This window comes from Roseibium sp. (assembly GCF_965233565.1).
Classification (GTDB): Bacteria; Pseudomonadota; Alphaproteobacteria; order Rhizobiales; family Stappiaceae; genus Roseibium.
The window spans coordinates 3,499,387-3,516,217 of record NZ_OZ247494.1; the positions used below are offsets into that span (position 1 = coordinate 3,499,387).

Sequence of the window (16,831 nt, forward strand, 5' to 3'; positions counted from 1 at the left end):
ACGCGCCTCTCGTAGAAATGAAAGACATGTGCATCTCCTTTGGCGGGGTGCAGGCCGTGGATCACGTCACTGTCGATCTTTACCCGGGTGAAGTGGTCGGTCTTCTGGGCCACAACGGGGCCGGCAAGTCGACTTTGATCAAGATCCTGTCGGGTGCCTACAAGTCCGACAGCGGTGAAATCCGCATCAATGGCGAGGAAGTCCACATTCACTCGCCGCGCGATGCCCGGGCCTACAACATCGAGACCATCTACCAGACACTCGCGCTGGCCGATAATCTCGATGCAGCCTCCAACCTGTTTCTCGGCAGGGAACTGACCACGCCGCTCGGCTTTGTCGATGACGATGCCATGGAAGCGGAAACCCGCAAGATCATGGGCCGGCTCAATCCGAACTTCAAGAAGTTCCACGCGCCGGTGAAAGCCCTGTCGGGTGGTCAGCGCCAGTCGGTCGCCATTGCACGTGCGGTCTATTTCAACGCCAAGATCCTGATCATGGATGAGCCCACGGCCGCGCTCGGGGTCCACGAGACCCAGATGGTGGCGGAGCTGATCCAGGAGTTGAAGAAGCAGGGCCTTGGCATCTTCCTGATCAGCCACGACATCCATGATGTCTTCCAGCTTTGTGACCGGATTGCCGTGATGAAGAACGGCCAGCTGGTCGGCACGGCCAAGACCACCGACGTCACGGATGACGATGTGCTCGGCATGATCATTCTGGGCAAGTGCCCGGAAGGTGCAACGCCCGGACCGGGCGCGCTGGTCGACGATACCGTCGTCGGCTGACCCATTCGCGTCCGCGGGCCCTTGTCCGCGGACGCGCTTCATGATTTGAACGGACAGTCATCGCTGCGTCCTGGTCATGAGTGTTTTGCCGGACCTTGAAAACGGGGCGTCGGCATTCTTTTTGGATTTTTTTGAGGAACGCACCTCATGTATATCGGTCTCGATATCGGCACAAGTTCGGTCAAAGCCATATTGTTGGGAGACGACCAGTCCCTGATCGCATCAGCCTCGGCGGATCTGAGCGTTGAACGCCCGCATCCGGGCTGGTCGGAGCAGGACCCGGACAGCTGGTGGACGGCCTGCGAGACCGTGCTGGATGCGTTGAAGGCGAAGGCCCCGGCTGAGCTTGCGGCCGTCAAGGGCATCGGCCTCTCCGGCCATATGCATGGCGCTACCTTGCTGGATGATGCCGGCCGGCCGCTGCGGCCCTGCATCCTCTGGAACGACGGGCGCTCGGGCAAACAGTGCCGGGACCTGGAAGCAGCCGAGCCAAAGTTTCTGAAGCTGGGCGGCAACCGCGTCATGCCGGGTTTCACGGCCCCCAAACTGCAATGGGTCCGCGAAAACGAGCCTGAGATCTTTGCAAAAACCAGGATGGTTCTGCTGCCGAAGGATTACGTCCGCTTCTGCCTGACCGGTGACTATGTCGGCGACATGTCCGACAGCGCCGGCACGCTCTGGCTGGATGTGGCAAAGCGGGACTGGAGCGACGATCTCCTGGTGGCGACCGGCCTTACCCGCGAGCACATGCCACGCCTTGTCGAAGGCTCTGCGGCCTCCGGGTTCTTGAAATCCGACCTCTGTGCCCGCTGGGGCTTTGACACGGCGCCGGTCGTTGCCGGCGGTGGCGGTGACAATGCGGCGTCAGCCTGTGGCGTCGGCGCGGTGGATCCGGGCTCCGCCTTTGTCTCGCTCGGCACGTCGGGCGTGTTGTTTGTGACCAACGACCGATTTTCGCCCAATGTCGACAGTGCCGTGCATGCTTTCTGCCATGCCGTGCCGGACACCTGGCACCAGATGGGCGTGATGCTTTCGGCCTCGGACTGTCTCAACTGGCTCGGCCGCACCTTGAAGGCGTCCCCCGGCGATCTGACGGCGGCACTCGGGCGCGTCGACGGCCCGTCCCCTGTCTCGTTCCTGCCTTATCTCGGCGGCGAACGCACACCGCACAATGATGTCGAAATCCGTGCCGCCTTCGCCGGCATCTCACACGAAACCGACGACCGCGTGCTCACACATGCCGTGCTCGATGGAGTGGCCTTTGCCCTGAAGGACTGTCTTGAAGCCCTCAGCGTTGCCGGCACGCGCATCGATCGGGTGCTTGCGGTCGGAGGCGGTTCGCGCTCAACGACCTGGCTTGAGATCATTGCCAGCCTTCTGAACGTCACCGTCGATGTTCCTGTCGACGGCGATTTCGGTGCATCGCTCGGCGCTGCGCGTCTCGGCCAGGCGGCGGCCCAGGGCTCCACTGACGGCATCTTTACCAGACCCGCGCTGAAGACCAGCATCGATCCCGTTCCCCAACTCATCGCACCCTATGCCGAGGCCTATGGCCGCTGGCGCAACCTCTATCCGGCGCTGAAGCAGGCCGGTTTCTGATTTTCCTTAAGGAGACAAATTCATGAGCACAGGCTTTTTTGGCGAGCTGCAGCCGATCCCGTTCGCAGGCCCCGACAGCACCGATCCGCTCACCTATCGCCATTACAACAAGGACGAAGTGGTGCTGGGCAAGCGGATGGAAGACCATCTGCGGCTTGCTGTCTGTTACTGGCACAATTTCTGCTGGCCGGGGTCCGATCCGTTCGGCGGCGAGACCTTCATGCGCTCCTGGATGGCCGAAGGCGGCGACCCGATGGACCAGGCCCGGTTGAAGGCCGACGTTGCCTTCGAAATGTTCCAGATCCTGGGCATGCCCTTTTTCACCTTCCACGACCGGGACATCGCCCCGGAGGGCAAGACACTGGCAGAGAGCAACGCCAATGTGAACGCCATCGCCGATATCTTCGAGAAGAAGATGGCGGACACCGGCATCAAGCTGCTCTGGGGCACGGCCAACATGTTCTCCAACCGGCGCTTCATGTCGGGCGCGGCCACCAATCCGGACCCGGATGTCTTTGCCTACGCCGCGGCCCAGGTGAAAAACGCTATGGACGCCACTCACCGCCTTGGCGGAGCCAACTATGTGCTCTGGGGTGGCCGCGAAGGCTATGAGACCCTGCTCAACACCAACGTCAAACAGGAACTCGACCAGCTCGGGCGTTTCCTCAACATGGTGGTCGAATACAAGCACAAGATCGGTTTCCCGGGCACGATCCTGATCGAGCCGAAGCCGCAGGAACCGTCCAAGCACCAGTATGACTACGACGTCGGCACCGTTTACGGGTTCCTGAAGGCTTACGGTCTTGAGAACGACGTCAAGATGAACATCGAGCAGGGCCACGCGATCCTGGCCGGCCATTCGTTCGAGCACGAACTGCACATGGCCCGGTCCTTCGGCATCCTCGGTTCGGTCGACATGAACCGCAACGACTATCAGTGCGGTTGGGACACGGATCACTTCGGCATGAACGTGCCGGAACTGGCCCTGGCCTACTACGAGATCCTGATGGATGGCGGTTTCACCACCGGCGGTACCAATTTCGACGCCAAGCTCCGCCGTCAGTCGCTGGATCCGGTCGACCTGATCCAGGCGCATGTCGGCTCTGCCGACGCCATCGCCCGGGGCTTGAAGGCTGCTGCTGCCATGATCGAGGACGGCCGCCTGAAGGGCTTTGTCGACGATCGGTATGCCGGATGGCAGAAACCGGAAAACGCCGCGATCCTGCAGGGCGGGTCGTCGCTGGAGGAACTGGCCGAGCGTGTCCACGGCGCCGACCTTGAGCCGCAGCCGAAATCCGGCAAGCAGGAATACCTGGAAAGCCTGGTCAACCTGTTTGTGTGAGAGGGTCTCGCAAACTGACGTGCCGGCCCGGTAATGCCGGGCCGGCTTTTTCGCGAATTCAGATGTTCGCCCAACGAGAGGTACCAATCTCTCATTTGTCTTCCCCGCATAGGCGGGCACCCAGTAACCATCTGACAAGGGTGGGTGTTCCCACTCCAGCCACAGGGAGTCAGGGGTCCCGGCTCTCCGCTGCGCTGCGGCCGGGATGACAAACAGAAGGCGCTGAACGTCAGGGCGCAAGAGTAACGCTCGCCCACACTTCTCGTCGTCATCCCATGGCTTGACCATGGGATCCATACCATGGGCTTTCCGCGAACAGGGCTGCGCTTGAGGCGACGGAACGGCATGGATTGCAGGGTCGAGCCCTGCAATGACGACAATGGAGGAAAGGAGCCCCTGTCCGGACCTCAAGGCATTCGCCGATCGCATCACTCAAAATGTGAAGGCTCGAAAAACTGCGCTCGTTGCAGCAGTACGAAAACTCCTCGTTCGCCTGAACGCTGTACTCAGGAACAAAACCGAATACAAATTTCAATGACACAGCTGCCGGCTCTCCGCTGCGCTGCGGCCGGGATGACAAGGAGAGATTTAGGCAAGGTTCTCAGGTTGTTACGGCTTTAGCCCCGTCGCGCTGCCGCCTGCACTTGTCCGAGCAATAGCGGACCTGGTCCCAGTCTCTCTCCCACTTCCTGCGCCAGGTGAAGGGCCGGCCGCAGCCTTTGCAGGTCTTTTGCGGCAAGTCGGCCTTCTTGCACATCCTCATGACGGGCTCCTGAAGAGATCAGACTGATTCGGATCGACGGCCTTACCGCCACGACGCCGTTTTTCCCGCCCACGCATCGGAAGGCCGCTCTTGCGGCTGCCGTGTTTCGACTGGATGTCGGCGGCCGTGCCGCGAAAGGCTTGCCCCTTGCGCACCGCCCATACCTTTTCCCGGGCCTCTTTTGCGGCACCCAGGTGGTCGACGATGGGAAAGGGATAGACCTTGCCGAGCACCTTGCCGGCACTGTCCGCTTTCCAGGGCTCATGGAGATGCGCGTCGTCAATCGCTGTCAGCTCCGGCACCCAGCGGCGCACGAACGCTCCGTAAGGGTCCTGATCGAGACCCTGTTTGACCGGATTGTAGATCCGGACCGTGTTGATCCCGGTGGTGCCCGATTGCATCTGGACCTGCGGCCAGTGGATGCCCGGCTCATAATCGGTGAACTGCCGGGCGAGATGCAGGCCGGGAGCCCGCCAGTCCAGCCAGAAATGATAGCTGGCGACGGCCATCAGCATGGCGCGCATCCGGAAATTCATCCAGCCCGTGGCCTTGAGCGCCCGCATGCAGGCATCGACGAAGGGAAGGCCGGTTTCGCCGTTCTGCCAGGCCTGAAGGCGCATTTTGTCAGGGTCTCTCGGTCTGAGCCCGTCATAGGCCCGGTGCAGGTTTTCAAACTCCAGCCTTGGTTCATCCTCCAGCTTCTGCATGAAATGGCAGTGCCAGTGAAGACGTCCGGAAAAGGAACGTATTGCCCCCTGCCAGGTGGTTCGGCCCTGAAAGTCCTGGTCCTTGAGTTCGCGCTGGCGGGCCCAGGTGGCCTGGGCCACCTCGCGCAGGGACAACGCGCCGAAGGCAAGATGCGGCGACAGCCGCGAGCAGGCATCGAAGGCCCTGACCGGCGTTGCCATCGCCGCCCGATACGGTTTGCCACGCCGGAACAGGAAACTCTGAAGCGTCTCCATTGCTGCCTTCCGGCCGCCGCGCTGCCGGTCGGGACAGGGATCCGGCGCAATCGCGAGTTCTTTCGCCGTGGGAATAACGTCATTCTCCAACCCGCCTAGCGGGGGCAAACGCGGCGGATCTATGCCTGGCTTTGCCATGAAGCGGTCCCATTGCCCGGCCCAGCCGTCCCGGGATGTCAGCTGGCGGATCACGCCGGTCTGACGGCACTCGGTCCAGGCAATGCCCCTCTCGCGGCACCAGGCGGCGACGGCACGGTCTCGCCGATAGGTCCAGTCGTTGCCGGTTTCCTCGTGCGACCACAGACCGCCGATCACAAAACGGCCGGCAAGCTCGGCGAGGATTTCCGTAACCCGGCCGGTCCGGACGATCAGGGGTTGGCCAAGCACCGCCAGGTCCTGTCGCAAGGATGCCAGACATTCGGTGAGAAACTCGAAGTGCCTGCCCGACATGTCCGGCTGCTGCCACAGCTCCGGTTCGACCACATAAAGCGGCAAAACCGGGCCATGCAACGAAGCGCGTTTCAGCGGTGCATGATCCTGGACCCGCAAGTCCTTCTTGAACCAGACGATGTGTAAGGGGTCTTGCACCCGAGCCTAGCTCCTTCCTGTGGGCGACGGCTCTTTTTACGTCCAGGGACCGATTTGGATTGCTTCAGCAGGTGTCGCAGCATCGCGTTTGGGCAAGGATGAGAGCAAAGAGGGACAACGGCATCTCAGTTGCCATACTCGCGAAAGCAGAGAGCCGGGAACCTTGTGCCGGGAACCTTGTGCCGGAAACCTTGTGCCAGAAACCTTGTGAATGCGCGGGAGTTCCGGAGCGGCCAAACGGTGCCCTGGGTTGCAGCTCACGCACCGCTTCGCCGAGAAAACAAGCAATTGAAACTCGGAAAGAGGGCCGGGAGTGGGACTGGTCAGAACCGATCGAACAGCTGCATACCGTCCGGGTCGGCCAGATTGTGCAGCCGGTGGGCGGCGTGGCGGGCAAAGCGCAGGGTGACCGCCTTGCGGGTGGCCGCGCTCAGCTTGTGTTCCGGCGCATTGCGCAGGATTTCCGCGCCGAACCCGTCCGAGACAATCAGGCCGGCCTCTTCGGGAAAGATATCCAGCGGCACATCCGGGTGGGTGGCGAAATAGAGCCGGTCGCAGTGCTGACGATAGTCCGGCCACTTGTTGTCAGCGCGAAAGTCGGCCACCGAAGACTTCACCTCGACAATCCAGAGCTCGTGCTTGGGTCCGATGGCCAGAAGATCGGCCCGCCGCGCTGATGCAAGCGTGACTTCCGACAGGCAGGCAAAGTCGAACTGGCGCAAGAGCCGCGCCGTTCCGCGCCAGACTTTCAGCGCCGTGTCCGACTGGCGGCCGTCCTTCAGCGGGTCATCCAGCTGAATACGTCCCGACGATTGCTGACTATCGTTATTCATTCCAGTTTTGTTCCATCTTTGTTCGAAAAATGCAAGCAGCCGAATCGTGAAGGTTGTAAAAACTTGCTGAATTGCCTTTTTCGCCGCAGATTGCATAATCCAGGGAGCATCATGTCAATCGGCAAGGGGGAACGGTTGCGCATTTTCAGTCAAACAGCTCTGGCAGCAGCAATGCTGGCAGTCGCATGCAGCACCGCCGGTGCAGGCAAGGGCGACCTGATGTTCGAGGTTCCCAAATCCGCTCCCCTGCTTCAGGGCAAGATGCTGGATCTGAGATTTGCCGAATTCGCACAAGGGATCTGGGTTAAGGACCTGAACCAATGTCCGGCAGCCCGGATCGACCGCAGCAGCCCGGGGTCGACGCTGGCCATTTACCGGGGCCTCTTCGAGACGCCAGGCCGGATCTGCCAGGTCTATGGGGCGGAAAAGGCGGGCAAGCAAACGCAGCGGGCGGCGCTCAATTGCCTGCTGACGGATGGCGGTGAAGCGATCGAACTGGTCACTGTCATGCCCCGCGGCACGCAGGGACTTGTTGTCCAGGAAGGGGAAAAGCCGCCGGTTCATTTCCGCTTTTGCGAAAAGATCACGCCGATCCTGCAATAGGACAGCGCTGCCAGTCGTTATTGAGTCCTGACCCTAGATCTCCGGCCCTGACCATACATCGGAGCGCGCGGCCTTTTTCGGCGTCCGGCTTTCCGAAATATGCGCCGTCAGCGGATCGAGCGTGCACAGGGCGTCATATTGGCTGAGGAAGATCTGCCCGGTCAGATGCTTCAGGAAGTCGGTCCTCTTCAACCGATCCATCACCGGTCCCTTCACCTCCGACAAGTGAAACAGGACACCGCTGTCTTCCAGGCGGTGGTTGATTTCTTCAAGGCTCTCCAGAGCGCTGGCATCGATCTCGTTGACCGCCGGGCACATCAGGACCACATGCTCGATGTCGGTCTTGTCCGCGACCAAAGCGTAGATCCTGTCTTCCAGGAAACGGGAATTGGCGAAAAACAGGCTTTCGTCGACCCTGAGCGTCAGCACCCGGTCACCGGTCACCACCTTGTGGCGGTCGATGTTCCGGAAATGCTCCGTGCCCGGAACGATGCCGACAATGGCCGTATGGGGGCGGCTGCTGCGGAAAAGATAAAGCGCGATGGACAGCGCAACCCCGGTCACGACACCCGGCTCGACCCCGAAAAACAGGGTGACCAGGATGGTGGCCGCCATGGCGGCGAAATCGCTCCTGGAATAGTTGAAGGTGCGTTTGATTGCGCCAAGATCCACCAGGGAGAGAACCGCAACAATGATCGTCGCCGCCAGCGTTGCCTGGGGCAAAAAGGTCAGAAGCGGTGTCAGGAACAAGGTGGCGAGGGCGATGCCGACGGCGGTAAAGGCGCCGGCGGCAGGTGTTGCCGCGCCGGCATCAAAATTCACGACGGACCGGGCAAAGCCACCGGTCACCGGATAACCGCCGGAGATTGCCGAGGCGACGTTCGAGGCTCCGAGCCCGATCAGTTCCTGGTCCGGTTCGATCCGCTGCCGTTTCTTGGCTGCCAGCGTCTGGGCGACGGACACCGATTCCACAAAGCCGATCACCGAGATCAGCAGTGCCGGGCCGGCCAGAGCCAGCCAGAGCTCGCTGTCGAAGGCGGGCAGGTGTGGCATCGGCAGGCCCGAGGGGATGTCACCGACGAGCCTGACGCCCTCGTCGCCAAGGTTGAACGCTGCGGCGAGGAACGTGGTGACCGCAACGGCTGCCACCGGACCCGCCTTGGTCAGGATATCGGCCAGAAACGGTTTCAGTCCCAATCCGAGCAGCTGTTTCTTCAGGCCCTTGCGTGTCCAGAATAAAAACCCGGTTGCGGCAACGCCGATCGTCAGCGTGATCCAGTTGATGTCGCCTAGGTGGCCGGCAATGGACAGGAGAATGTCGTAGAGCGTGTGACCCTGGGCCGGTACGCCAAGAATGTGTTTCAGCTGGCTGGAAGCGATCAACAGGCCGGAGGCGGTGATGAAACCCGAAATCACCGGATGGCTGAGCAGGTTGGCCAAAAAGCCGAGTCGAAAGAGCCCCATGGTGATCAGCATCAGTCCGGACAGCAGGGCCAGCACGATTGCGGCCCCCAGATATTCCGGTGTTCCCTGCTGGGCCAGTTCGCCGACAGCCGAAGCCGTCATCAATGAGACGACAGCCACCGGGCCGACGGCCAGCGCCCGGCTGGTGCCGAACAGCGCATAGGCGACCAGCGGCAGGATCGAGGCATAAAGTCCGACTTCGGGCGGCAGGCCGGCAAGCAGCGCATAGGCCAGCGACTGGGGGATCAGCATGATGGTGACGATCACCGCGGCCACAAGGTCGCTGGTGGCCGTTTCCGTGTCATAGCGTTTGCCCCAGTCGAGGATGGGCAGATAGCGCTGCAACCGCTTCATCGTGTTCTATCCGGCTTCCGTCACCGCGCGGCAGGCTGCAAGCGGGACAAGGTCATTGTGGCCGCAACACCGGGCAGTGTTGCGGTTCGTTTCAGGCGTTCGAGGGCCCGAACGAGTTCGGTGGCCTCAGGAACCGGGCTGCGGCGGAAACAGGCCGGCGATGTTGTAGCCAGCGGCGCTGGTATCGGCCAGGACGTCTGCGACAGGCCGGCTTCGCGCTTCAGAAAGGGCCCAGAGCGCGATCGAACGGGTGCCGCTCCGGCAATAGGCAAGCACCGGTTTCGGCAGGTCCGTCATCATTTGTGTAAAGGTCTCGATGTCATCGGCGCCGAAATTGCCCCCGACAATCGGCAGATAGCGAATTTCCAGGCCCTGCTCCGCCGCTGCCGTCTTCATGGCTTCGAATTCAGGCTGGTCCGGGGCTTCTCCGTCCGGGCGGTTGCAGATCAGGGATTTGAAGCCCTGTGCGGCAAGCACGGCGACATCTTCCGGCTGGATCTGTGGGGCAACCGACAGGTCTGGATTGACTGCTTTCATGAGAACTCTCAACTGGTCTGAGCAAAAAGAGACAGTTTCAGGCTGGTACGCGGACCGTCAAATTGAAACTGCAGACTGACTTTTTCCTCAATGATCAAAGGGCGTTGACCGGCACTTTCAAAAAGATCTTGCCGTCATCGTCTGCCGGCGGCAGCTTGCCTGCACGCATGTTGACCTGCAGGGAGGGTATGATCAGCTTCGGCATGTCCAGCTGGGCGTCGCGTTCGGTGCGGAACTTGACGAACTCTGCCTTGGTCTTGCCGCCGCCGACATGGATATTGTGTTCCTTTTCAGCGCCGACCGTGGTTTCCCATTCGATGTTGCGGCCGTTCGGACCATAGTCATGGCACATGAACAGGCGCATGTCGTCGGGCAGCGCGAGCACCTTCTGGATGCTGTCGTAAAGGGTTGCCGCATCGCCGCCCGGAAAGTCCGCGCGGGCAGAGCCGCCATCCGGCATGAACAGCGTGTCGCCTGCGAAAGCCGAATTGCCCATGACATGCGCCATGCAGGCCGGCGTATGACCGGGCGTGTACATGGCAAAGGCGGTCATTTCGCCGATCTGGTAGGTATCGCCATCCTGGAACAGCTTGTCGAACTGGCTGCCGTCCCGCTGGAATTCCGTGCCTTCATTGAAGATCTTGCCGAAGGTCTCCTGGATCACGGTGATCTTGTCGCCAATGCCGAGCTTGCCGCCAAGCTGCTGCTGGATATAGGGCGCGGCCGACAGATGGTCGGCATGAACATGGGTCTCGATCAGCCATTCCAGGTCCAGGTCGTTGTCCCGGATATGGGCAATGATCTCGTCGGCGTGATCATAGGTGATCCGGCCGGCCGCATAATCGATGTCCATCACGCTGTCGACGACCGCACAGGCCTTCGAGGCAGGGTCCTTGACGACGTAGCTGATCGTATTGGTCGCCGGATCGAAAAAGCCCGTGACCTCCGGCGCAACGGCCATGTCGACCGGATAGTTCGAGTTGCTCATCTCAATCTCCCAATTCCTGCCTGCACCGTCAGGCTTTTGCCGGTTTGTGACGGTGGCCCTGTGTGTTCATCCAGCGGGCGGTCACGATGCCAGCCGCGATGGCAAGGGCCGTTATAACGGGTTCGATGCCAAGACCGATCACCGGAATCAATCCACCCGGACAGAATCCGCTAAGGCCCCAGCCTATCCCAAAAACCGCAGAGCCGCCGATCAGTTTCCTGTCGAGATCGGTTTTGGTCGGCAGGCTGAAAGCCTGGCCAAGCAGCGGCTTCTGCATCCGGAAGGCCAGACGGTAGCCGATGGCTGTGACCAGAAGCGCGCCGCCCATCACGAAGGCCAGGCTCGGATCCCAGGTTCCTGCAAAGTCGAAGAAGTTCAGAACCTTGGCCGGGTTGCCCATGCCGGAAATCAGAATACCGCAACCAAAGAGGAGGCCAAAGCCGAAAGCCGTCAGAAGTCTCATGATCTTAGCCTCCAAACACGTGCCGGGTCAGGAAAACGGTGAGCACCGCAGTGGCCATGAAGGTCATGGTCGCGGCGATTGACCGCGCGGACAGGCGGGACATGCCGCATACGCCATGACCGCTGGTGCAGCCCGACCCGAAGGTCGTTCCGACCCCGGTCAGAAAGCCGCCCGCCACCAGAAACAAGGGGGAAGACGGTACGGAGATTTCCGGCAGCTGGCCGGTGAACCCCAACAGGACCAGCGGACTGACGACCATACCGGCCAGAAAGGCCGCGCGCCAGGACCAGTCCTGGCTGAGCTCAGTCGTCAGGAAACCGCTGACGATGCCGTTGATGCCTGCGATACGTCCGTGAACCGCCATCAGGGCCACGGCGGCCAGACCGATCATGGTTCCGCCAAGAAAACTTAGAAACGGTGTGAAGTCAGTCATGTTGCGCTCATTCTTTCGATATATTCGAATATATGAATATAATGGACAAAGATCAAGAGGCCCGGGATCGAATGACGGCAGGTTTGGTCAAAAACAACAGGCTGGCACCAGGGCCTCTTTTGCGGCACTTTCTGGAAGACAGGGCAGCCGTCATGTGCGCCTGGATGTTGGGGGGACATATGAAAGCATTGACTGCACTTGCCGGGCTGATCGGGGCGATGGCTCTTTTGCTCGGCGGCAACCCGGCGGTGCGCGCCGCGGAAGATGACACGAAAATAGCCCTGAAACTGTTCGGCAAACAGGACATTGAACGCGACCTCGGCACCTGCCGGTTCTCGCTTTGGCAGGACGACCGTGACCCCGAGACGGATCGCTATGCCTATCTGTTTCACGTCAATTCCGGCGATCGGGGCTATGCCGGTCCGGCGCGGGTGAAGATTGGCGACACCGTGCATCAGCTCTTTGAACTCGCTGCCGGCGGCGCGGCCTCGAACGAAGTCGCCGGCCATTATCTTTATGCAAGCGATGACCGGGAGGTGCGGGTTCACATTGAAATCCGGAGCGCTGACCAGAGCGGAGAAGACAATCTGATTGAAGACGCGGTGATGACCGTGATCCAGAAGGGCAAAGTGCCGTTTGTGGCGGTGGCCAAGGGCGTTCTCGGTTGTGGGGGGCAGCAAACGGCGTCAGCGGCACCGGCCTATCAGCCTGATGCGCGAGCCCCCGGCCTGCCCAACGGCATTCCGATCGGGCGGCAAACGCTTCTGAACGACGTGTCCGAACTGCCGCCCGTTCTGGTTCAGCTGATGCGCGAACAGACCGGCGATGAATGCGATGTCGACGGCTACCATGCCTGGGGCGGCGCGCGGTATGTCATCAACGACTATTATCTGCTTTGGGAAGTGCCCTGCATCTCGGCGGCCTATCAGGCGGCCAGCGTCCTGGCCGTCACCGAGAACCCGCCACGGGGTTGGGGCAACCTTCTCACCCTGCCGAACCCACCCGGCATTTCCGGTGAAGACTACCAGGCCATGAATGCCGATATACTCGGTCCCAAGGGACTGATCCGCACCACCGCGCTCAGCCGCGGTGTCGGAGATTGTGGCCGGTACCGGGTTCACCGGCTGATCGACGGACCCGGAGAGGTTCTGGAGCTGGAACTCCTGGAATACCGGGAAAAAACCGACTGTGACGGGATCGAAATGGCCCCCAAGGAGTGGCCTCTTATCTACCAGTCTTATTAAGCTGGTCGGCGCCGCCGGTCTGGACCTTTACTTCCGGCCCGATGGCAAGCACCACCTTTATGCCGTCGGCGCGCTGACGGGTTTCCGCCCCGGGCAGCAACAGGGCCGGGTTGTCGGCGGGGTCGGGCACATGCACATCTGTTCGCGGACCCGAGAATTCGCCCATGGGTCTCAGAATATCCTCATGAACGACGCTGCCGAGATAGAGCGCTCGAAGGTTGCCGCCCTCCAGGATCTCGTAACGGCTTGGCCAGAGCCTCAGCACCCAGCGGCCACCGGCTTCGTCGGTGTCCTTGCGGATCAGCACCAGATCGGGTTGGCGGCCATTCTGGCTGCGCGGCAGGATCGGCAGGGAATCGGGCGGGGTCTTGCCTTCCACAAAACCGCCCGCTGTCGTCAGCGACCATTTCGGCGGCAACTGCCAGCCGGCTTTTTCGGCCGTGTGGGCAAAGTGCTCGAGCGAACCGGAATACTGGATGACCAGGGGCTCCTCGCGGTCTCCATTCAGTTCGATCCGCCGCGCCGGCAGGCTCTGCCAGCCGCTCTGGCGCCAGCCGGACGCCGTCAGCACTTCGGTGTTCGAGCGCGGTTCGTAGGTCAGAAGCGCCTTGTCGAATGTGCTTGAGATATGCCAGCCACCGAACACGGCAAGGGTTGCCACAACGATGCCGGCCACGGTTGCGCGTCCAATTTTTTCATTGTGGATCGGCCCGAAGACGAAGGCGAAGGCGGACACCATGGCCGTGCCGAAGAGAAGCCCGGCCAGAACGTCCGACATCCAGTGCGCGCCGAGATAGACCCGCGAGAAGCCGATGGTGATGACGAAACTGGCGGCAATGGTGAAGATGCTGGCCTTGGCCCAGCGATTGAGATCATGGGCGATCAGAACGGCGCAGATCCCGAACAGGACCGCCGTCAGCGTGGCATGGCCGCTGGGGAAGCTGTAGGCGTCGGCACCGGCATAGAGCTCGATCGGCCGCGAGCGGTGCAGCATCAGTTTGAACAGCGGTACGAACAGGGCTGTGCCGGCCATCGCGATGATGAACCCGGTGCCGCGCCGCCAGGCCTTGCGGCCAAACAGGTAAGCTGCGACGGCCACCGTGACGGCCGTGACGACGACGCCATCGCCGAGCGACGTCATGAACACCATGATCTTGTCGCCGACAGGTGTGCGCAGACTGTCAAAGAGGTTCAGGATGGCCAGATCTGCCCGCACCATCGGCTCGCCCGGGGCCACCTCGCCAACGATCCAGAAGAACAGCGGCATGGTGATCAGGAGCAGCAGCGCGGAGGCCAGCATGCCCGTGGACCGGGGATGGGCCGGATCGAAATTGCGCGCGATCCATTGTGACACCCGGTCCTCGCGCCTGGCAAAGCCGCGCACGATGGCCGCATGGGTGTTCGGGAAGAGGGGCAGAACGATGAGGATCAGCCAGCGGCCGAGCATGACAATCAGGAACACCACGAAGAGCAGCGCCCCCAGCACAAGCGCCAGCCGGCCGCTGATCTGGCCAATGGCCCCGAGTGCGGATCCCGCAATGATGCCGGGAGCGATATGGACGATGGTCCAGGCGAAGGCGGAGGTGACGTTGACCACCGAAAAGCGGGTGAAATTCATGCCGGCCATGCCGGCAATACCCGGAACGACCGATTTCACACCGGGCACGAACCGGCCGATGAAAACGCTTTTGCCGCCGTGTTTCTGGAAGAACTGCTCGCCGGCCTCCACCAGGTGGGCATATTTGTTGAGCGGCCACATGGTCTTGATCTTGTCCTTGAAGCGCCAGCCGATCCAGTAGGAGATGGCGTCGCCGGCCGTTGCCCCGAGCGTCGTCCAGATGAACAGCGGGACCGGATCCAGTTTGCCGAGCCCGACCAGCGTGCCCGCGCCCACCAGAACCACCGTGGTCGGCACGAACAGGCCGATGATGAACAGAGCCTCGCCCATGGCGGCGAGAAAACAGATCAGCCCGGCAAGGGACGGGTTTTCGGCAATGAAGGTCAGGACGGGGTCAAGAAAGTCTGTCACGAACGTCGTCTGGTCGTTTCTGAAAAGGCGCTAATCAAGACCTCGTCTCCGGTTGGCATTGCCAATTGGATGAGTCGGATACCGCTTCATATAAGCGTGTCGTCTTTCATCCAACAGCCAAATTGTACTTTCTCCTGCCAGCCGCGAACAAACCGTAACGATGGCTTTTTCGATTGAGCTGTTTCAAGATGCACCCAGCGCGCCTTTTCCGAGGAGATCTTCCGTGTTCGAATCCGCCCGCCTGCCGCAGAAAATGACCAAGAAAGACTTCAAGAAACTGGAGCCCAAGTTGCGGGAATCGCTGCTGGAGGCGCAGTTGCCCGTGGTCGAGAAGCAGCCCTTTTCAACCCTCATTCTGGTCGATGGCCTGGATGGCGCCGGCAAGGGCGAGGCGGTGGCCCGGCTTTACGGCTGGATGGACGCGCGCCATCTGGTCTGCAACGCCTATGGCGATCCGATGGATGAAGCCCGTTTGCGGCCCCCGCTCTGGCGCTACTGGCGGGATTTGCCGGCCAAGGGCGAAACGGCGATCGTTTTCGGCAGCTGGTACCAGTTCGTGCTCCGGGACTGGATCTACAAGAAGATCGACGACGACGCCTTTGAAAAGGCACTGACGCGCATCCGCCGGTTTGAGGAGATGCTGGCCAACGAGGATGTCCTGATCCTGAAATTCTGGTTCTACCTGCCCAAGAAGGAACAGGAAAAGCGCCTGGCCCACATCCAGAAGAAAAACGCCGCCCGGCACGTCCTGGCCGACTGGGCGGCGCTGAAACACCACAAGAAGGCCAGCGAGGCCGGTGAGAAGATCATCCTGGAAACCAGCAAGGGCCACGCGCCCTGGTTCGTGATCCCGTCTCAGGATCCGGAATACCGGGATTCAGCCCTTGCGCAGACGGTTGCCAGCGCCATGAAACTCAAGCTGGAGGATGGCGAACCGCAATCGATCGCCGCCCCGCCAGTGGTTGGCGGCCTCAAACGGGAAACCGCGGTCGATGCGATCGATCTCACCGAGACGCTGGAAAAGGAAGACTATCACGCGCTCCGGGATCAGTATCAGCACCAGCTGTCCGAGCTGTCCGACCGCAAGGCGATGACAAAAACCGGTGTGGTGCTGGTGTTCCAGGGCAATGATGCGGCCGGCAAGGGCGGCGCGATCCGCCGGGTCATCCGGCCGCTTGACCCGCGCATTTACAAGGTGCATCCGATCTCCGCGCCGACGGACGAAGAAAAGGCCCGCCCCTATCTCTGGCGCTTCTGGCGGCGGCTGCCACGCAAGGGCCATTTCGCCATCTTCGACCGCTCCTGGTACGAGCGGGTGCTGGTCGAACGGGTCGAAGGCTTTGCCGGCCACGAGGACTGGCTGCGCGCCTATAACGAGATCAACGAATTCGAACAGGAACTGACGGATTTCGGCTTCATCGTCTGCAAGTTCTGGCTGGCGATTTCCGAAGAGGAACAGCTGCGCCGGTTCAAGGCCCGCGAGGACACGGCCTACAAGCAGCACAAGATCACCGACGAGGACTGGCGCAACCGCCTCAAATGGGACCAATACGCCATCGCCGCCGGCGACATGGTCGACCGCACCTCGACGCACTATGCGCCCTGGACACTGGTGTCGTCAGAGGACAAGCGCCATGCCCGGGTGAAAGTGCTGAAGACGATCTGTGAGCGGTTGGAGGAGGTGCTTTAGGGGGGGGCCTGACAATCGCCTTCGGCACAAGTATTGAACTAATGCTTTCGGCGTCGTTCTAAAATTGCAAGCGGCAAGTGTCGGGTTAGTGACGTGATGCTGTCGTGTCTTCCAGCGTTGGTATTCGGTACCACAATTCCATCTTGAAGCACTT

The 16,831-nt window shown here is 61.3% G+C and carries 15 protein-coding genes; 6 read left to right on the top strand and 9 right to left on the bottom strand.

What is annotated here, in order from left to right:
• Nucleotides 1-17 precede the first annotated feature (17 nt).
• From ACO6TG_RS16160 to xylA, 3 genes are all read left to right on the top strand, one after another.
• Nucleotides 18-785 carry an ATP-binding cassette domain-containing protein gene (locus tag ACO6TG_RS16160; RefSeq protein ID WP_094073282.1) on the top strand — a complete coding sequence of 256 codons (768 nt, stop codon included), beginning with the start codon at nucleotides 18-20 and terminating at the stop codon, nucleotides 783-785.
• Between the two features lie 147 nt (nucleotides 786-932).
• On the top strand, nucleotides 933-2,384 hold the full coding sequence (xylB, locus tag ACO6TG_RS16165; RefSeq protein WP_422374137.1) for a xylulokinase: 1,452 nt from the start codon (nucleotides 933-935) through the stop codon (nucleotides 2,382-2,384).
• Between the two features lie 22 nt (nucleotides 2,385-2,406).
• The gene (gene xylA, locus ACO6TG_RS16170) at nucleotides 2,407-3,726 is read left to right on the top strand and encodes a xylose isomerase (RefSeq protein ID WP_422374138.1); all 1,320 of its coding nucleotides are present in this window, start codon (nucleotides 2,407-2,409) and stop codon (nucleotides 3,724-3,726) included.
• Nucleotides 3,727-4,327: 601 nt separating this feature from the next.
• Here the strand turns inward: xylA and ACO6TG_RS16175 are convergent.
• From ACO6TG_RS16175 to ACO6TG_RS16185, 3 genes are all read right to left on the bottom strand, one after another.
• Nucleotides 4,328-4,483, bottom strand: a complete 156-nt coding sequence (locus ACO6TG_RS16175) for a DUF2256 domain-containing protein (protein WP_422378894.1) — start codon at nucleotides 4,481-4,483, stop codon at nucleotides 4,328-4,330.
• Nucleotides 4,484-4,485: 2 nt separating this feature from the next.
• Nucleotides 4,486-6,039, bottom strand: coding sequence for an FAD-binding domain-containing protein (locus ACO6TG_RS16180; RefSeq protein ID WP_422374139.1), 1,554 nt, complete (start codon nucleotides 6,037-6,039; stop codon nucleotides 4,486-4,488).
• A gap of 323 nt (nucleotides 6,040-6,362) precedes the next feature.
• The gene (locus ACO6TG_RS16185; RefSeq protein WP_422374140.1) at nucleotides 6,363-6,872 is read right to left on the bottom strand and encodes an MmcB family DNA repair protein; all 510 of its coding nucleotides are present in this window, start codon (nucleotides 6,870-6,872) and stop codon (nucleotides 6,363-6,365) included.
• A 171-nt stretch (nucleotides 6,873-7,043) separates the two neighbouring features.
• Here ACO6TG_RS16185 and ACO6TG_RS16190 point away from each other — a divergent pair, with 171 nt between their 5' ends.
• Nucleotides 7,044-7,475, top strand: coding sequence for a hypothetical protein (locus tag ACO6TG_RS16190; protein ID WP_094074908.1), 432 nt, complete (start codon nucleotides 7,044-7,046; stop codon nucleotides 7,473-7,475).
• Between the two features lie 33 nt (nucleotides 7,476-7,508).
• Here the strand turns inward: ACO6TG_RS16190 and ACO6TG_RS16195 are convergent, their stop codons facing one another.
• The 5 genes from ACO6TG_RS16195 to ACO6TG_RS16215 form a co-directional block, all read right to left on the bottom strand.
• A complete protein-coding gene (locus ACO6TG_RS16195; RefSeq protein ID WP_422374141.1) occupies nucleotides 7,509-9,293 on the bottom strand; it encodes a SulP family inorganic anion transporter in 1,785 nt (594 codons plus the stop codon).
• Between the two features lie 126 nt (nucleotides 9,294-9,419).
• The gene (locus ACO6TG_RS16200) at nucleotides 9,420-9,830 is read right to left on the bottom strand and encodes a TIGR01244 family sulfur transferase (RefSeq protein WP_422374142.1); all 411 of its coding nucleotides are present in this window, start codon (nucleotides 9,828-9,830) and stop codon (nucleotides 9,420-9,422) included.
• 94 nt (nucleotides 9,831-9,924) lie between these two features.
• A complete protein-coding gene (locus ACO6TG_RS16205) occupies nucleotides 9,925-10,818 on the bottom strand; it encodes an MBL fold metallo-hydrolase (protein WP_422374143.1) in 894 nt (297 codons plus the stop codon).
• 28 nt (nucleotides 10,819-10,846) lie between these two features.
• On the bottom strand, nucleotides 10,847-11,281 hold the full coding sequence (locus tag ACO6TG_RS16210) for a YeeE/YedE family protein (RefSeq protein WP_094073291.1): 435 nt from the start codon (nucleotides 11,279-11,281) through the stop codon (nucleotides 10,847-10,849).
• Nucleotides 11,282-11,285: 4 nt separating this feature from the next.
• Nucleotides 11,286-11,714, bottom strand: a complete 429-nt coding sequence (locus ACO6TG_RS16215) for a YeeE/YedE family protein (RefSeq protein ID WP_422374144.1) — start codon at nucleotides 11,712-11,714, stop codon at nucleotides 11,286-11,288.
• 179 nt (nucleotides 11,715-11,893) lie between these two features.
• Here ACO6TG_RS16215 and ACO6TG_RS16220 point away from each other — a divergent pair, with 179 nt between their 5' ends.
• Complete coding sequence (locus ACO6TG_RS16220) at nucleotides 11,894-12,958, top strand: DUF1176 domain-containing protein (RefSeq protein ID WP_422374145.1); 1,065 nt, start codon at nucleotides 11,894-11,896, stop codon at nucleotides 12,956-12,958.
• On the opposite strand, the gene ACO6TG_RS16225 is transcribed toward ACO6TG_RS16220, so the two are convergent.
• A complete protein-coding gene (locus ACO6TG_RS16225) occupies nucleotides 12,939-14,987 on the bottom strand; it encodes a VTT domain-containing protein (protein WP_422374146.1) in 2,049 nt (682 codons plus the stop codon). The genes ACO6TG_RS16220 and ACO6TG_RS16225 overlap by 20 nt on opposite strands.
• A gap of 223 nt (nucleotides 14,988-15,210) precedes the next feature.
• Here ACO6TG_RS16225 and pap point away from each other — a divergent pair, with 223 nt between their 5' ends.
• Complete coding sequence (gene pap / locus ACO6TG_RS16230) at nucleotides 15,211-16,677, top strand: polyphosphate:AMP phosphotransferase (protein ID WP_422374147.1); 1,467 nt, start codon at nucleotides 15,211-15,213, stop codon at nucleotides 16,675-16,677.
• Nucleotides 16,678-16,831 lie beyond the last annotated feature (154 nt).